Annotated in this window: 1 protein-coding gene; it reads right to left on the reverse strand. The window is 68.1% G+C overall.

Translation table 11 applies throughout. From position 1 onward, the window contains the following. Positions 1-457: 457 nt before the first annotated feature. Positions 458-3709, reverse strand: coding sequence for a carbamoyl-phosphate synthase large subunit (carB, locus tag D7Y11_RS41970; protein WP_126936462.1), 3252 nt, complete (start codon positions 3707-3709; stop codon positions 458-460). Between the last annotated feature and the right edge of the window lie 212 nt (positions 3710-3921).

Genomic DNA, 3921 nt, shown 5'->3' on the forward strand with positions numbered 1-3921 from the left:
GCTGGAGCCGCGACACCCGCGACTGGACGCCCGCGGGCCCCGTGCGCCTCAACCCCTCACCGGAAGTGCAGGAGCTGAAGCACATCGGCTGAACCCTCTCACGCGACAACTACCTTGACGCTCACCGGACCTTCCCGAGGACCGCTACGCCCCCGAGGACTTCCTGGACGGACCCTGGCCTCCGTTGATTGACGATGGGTCTTGCAGACCCGCTGCCGCTTGCGCGTTGGACAAGCGCCGCGCCGACTCCCAGGGGTCTATCGAAAACGTCATTGACGGGGAGGAGCTTCCCTCGCTGGACGGCAGATTGTGCCATCCCGTGACCTGCGAGCCAGGCGAGAAGCAGGTCAATGGCTGCTCAGGTGTCATCTGGTGCTGCCGACTCCAGCCCCCGGATGAGCCACCCCATCCATGACCGCGGCCCCCGGACGCCCAGGGGCCGCGAGTCCTCACGGGACTACCGGCGCGCCGGGGGCACGCCGTTCTCGCCGTACAGGTAGCTCTGCAGCGGCTTCACCGCGAGGTCCGAGCGCTTCAGCGACTCCAGCGCTCCCACCGCCATGCGCGCCGCCTGCACCGTCGTGTAGTACGGCACCGAGTGCATCAGCGCCTCACGCCGGATGGAGAAGCTGTCGGAGATCTCCTGCTTGCCGAAGGTGGTGTTGATGACCAGGACGATCTCCCCGTCGACGATCTTGTCGACGATGTTCGGCCGGCCCTCCTTCACCTTCTGCACCCGCTGCGACTCGATGCCCTTCGTCAGCAGGTAGTCGTGCGTGCCCGCCGTCGCCGTCAGGGTGAAGCCCATCGACCGCAGGCGCCGCGCCAGGTCCACCACCGCCGGCTTGTCCTCGTCCTTCACGGAGATGAACACGCGGCCGCTCTTGGGCAGCTTCACGCCCGCCGCCAGCTGGCTCTTCGCGAACGCGGACGCGTAGTCCTCCGCCAGGCCCATGACCTCGCCCGTGGACTTCATCTCCGGGCCCAGGATCACGTCCACCCCGGCGAAGCGCGCGAACGGGAAGACGCTCTCCTTCACCGCCACGTGCCGGAACTCCGGCTCCTCCGTGCGGTCCAGCTCCTTCAGCGTCTTGCCCACCATGCAGAGCGCGGCGATCTTCGCCATCGGGACGCCCGTCGCCTTGGAGATGAACGGCACCGTGCGGCTCGCGCGCGGGTTCACTTCCAGGATGTAGATGTTCTTCCCCTGGATGGCGAACTGCACGTTCATCAGGCCCACCACGCCCAGCTCGCGCGCCATGGAGATGGCCTGGTCCTTCATCCGCTCCACCAGGTCCGGCGACAGCGAGTGCGGAGGCAGCGTCGCCGCCGCGTCACCCGAGTGCACGCCCGCCTCCTGGATGTGCTCCAGCACGCCGCCAATCAGCACCTGCCCCGTGCGGTCCGCCACCAGGTCCAGGTCCACTTCGATGGCGTCCTTCAGGAAGCGATCAATCAGCACCGGGTGCTCCGGCGACGCGCTCACCGCCTCGCGCATGTAGCGCTCCAGGCTGGACGCGTCGTAGACCGTCTCCATCGCCCGGCCGCCCAGCACGTACGACGGGCGCACCATCACCGGGTAGCCAATCCGCTCGGCCACCTTGAAGGCCTCCGCGTGGCTGCGCGCGACGCCGTTCTCCGGCTGCTTCAGGCCCAGCTTCTCAATCAGCTTGGAGAACTTCTCGCGGTCCTCCGCCCGGTCGATGGCGTCCGGCGACGTGCCCAGAATCGGCAGCCCCGCCTGCTCCAGCGGCACGCTCAGGCGCAGCGGCGTCTGCCCGCCGAACTGCACGATGGCGCCCACCGGCTTCTCGCGCTGGGACACCTCCAGCACGTCTTCAATTGTCAGCGGCTCGAAGTAGAGGCGGTCGGACGTGTCGTAGTCCGTGGACACCGTCTCCGGGTTGCAGTTGACCATCACCGTCTCGTACCCGGCCTCGCGCAGCGCGAAGGCCGCGTGCACGCACGCGTAGTCGAACTCGATGCCCTGGCCGATGCGGATGGGGCCGCTGCCCAGGATGAGGACCTTCTGCCGGTCCGTGGGGGGCGCCTCGTCCTCCTCCTCGTAGGTGGAGTAGAGGTACGGCGTGTACGCCTCGAACTCCGCGGCGCAGGTGTCCACCCGCTTGAACACCGGACGGATGCCGCGCGAGTGCCGGTGCGCACGCACCTCCGCCTCCGGGTAGCCCATCAGGTTGCCCAGGTACTTGTCGGAGAAGCCGTGCGCCTTCGCCTGACGCAAGACGTCGTCCGCCAGGTGATCCAGGCGACCGATGTCCGCCAGCGACTGCGCCTCGTGCACCAGCGCCTCGATGTGCCGCAGGAACCACGGGTCGATAGCGGAGAGCTGGTGCACGTGCTCCACCGTCATGCCCTCGCGGAAGGCCTGCGCCACGAACCACGGGCGCTCCGGACGGGGCACGCGCAGGCCCTCGTGCAGCACCTTCTCCCGCTCTTCCTTCTCCGTGGGCAGCTCCGGCGACTCCAGACCCACGCGCCCCAGCTCCATGGAGCGCAGCGCCTTCATGTACGCCTCGGGGAAGGTGCGGCCAATGGCCATCACCTCGCCCACCGAGCGCATGCTCGTGGTCAGCGTGCGGTCCGCCTTCGGGAACTTCTCGAAGTTGAAGCGCGGCACCTTCACCACCACGTAGTCCAGCGTCGGCTCGAAGGAGGCCGGCGTGTCGCGGGTGATGTCGTTGCGCAGCTCGTCCAGCGTGTAGCCCAGCGCCAGCTTCGCGGCGATCTTCGCGATGGGGTAGCCCGTCGCCTTGGACGCCAGCGCGCTGGAGCGCGACACGCGCGGGTTCATCTCAATGACGACCATGCGGCCGTCGCGCGGGTGGATGCCGAACTGGATGTTGGAGCCACCCGTGTCGACGCCAATCTCGCGGATGATGGCCAGCGACGCCTGCCGCATGCGCTGGTACTCGCGGTCCGTCAGCGTCTGCGCCGGCGCCACGGTGATGGAGTCACCGGTGTGCACGCCCATCGGATCCAGGTTCTCGATGGAGCAGATGATGATGACGTTGTCCGCGGAGTCGCGGACCACCTCCAGCTCGTACTCCTTCCAGCCGAGCACGCTCTCCTCCACGAGGATGGTGGAGTTGGGGCTCGCCTTGAGGCCCGAGCGGCAGATGGCCTCGAACTCCTCGCGGTTGTACGCGATGCCGCCGCCCGTGCCGCCCAGCGTGAAGGACGGACGGATGATGGCCGGGAAGCCAATCTCCTCCACCAGCGCCATGGCGTCCGTGAGCGTCGTCGCGTAGCCGCTCTTGGGCAGCGCCACGCCAATCTTCTGCATGGCCGCCTTGAAGAGCTGGCGGTCCTCGGCCTTGTTGATGGCCTCCAGGGACGCGCCAATGAGCCGCACCCCGTACTTCTCCAGGATGCCCTTCTCCGCGAGCGCCTTGGCCAGGTTCAGCGCCGTCTGCCCGCCCATGGTGGGCAGCAGCGAGTCCGGGCGCTCGGCGGCGAGAATCTTCTCCGCCGCCTCCACGGTGATGGGTTCAATGTAGGTGCGGTGCGCGAACTCTGGGTCCGTCATCACCGTGGCGGGGTTGCTGTTGAGCAGCACCACCTCCACGCCCTCGTCCCGAAGCGCCTTGATCGCCTGGGTGCCTGAGTAGTCGAACTCGACGGCCTGCCCGATGACAATCGGGCCCGAGCCAATCACGAGAACCTTCCGGATATCGGTACGCTTGGGCATCGGGCGCCCCCCATACCAACGTCCGCCGCCACATGCACGCGGTGCGTTGTGGCATGCGAAGAGACCGTCCGATGCCTGCTTGCTCGGGAGGCCCCGGCCCGGCGTCCTCTGCTACGCTGCCGCGCTTCCCTCCGGAGGTTTCATGCGTCGCTGGCCCCTGGCCCTGCTCGTCCTTCTCTCCGCGCCCGCCCTCGCCCAGGACACCGCTCCGG

Origin of the sequence: Corallococcus sp. AB018 (assembly GCF_003986945.1) — a bacterium.
Taxonomy (GTDB): domain Bacteria; phylum Myxococcota; class Myxococcia; order Myxococcales; family Myxococcaceae; genus Corallococcus; species Corallococcus exiguus.

Excerpts from the sequence above, each read along its gene's own strand:
- carB (WP_126936462.1), bottom strand. The coding sequence starts at position 3,709 with ATGCCCAAGCGTACCGATATCCGGAAGGTTCTCGTGATTGGCTCGGGC.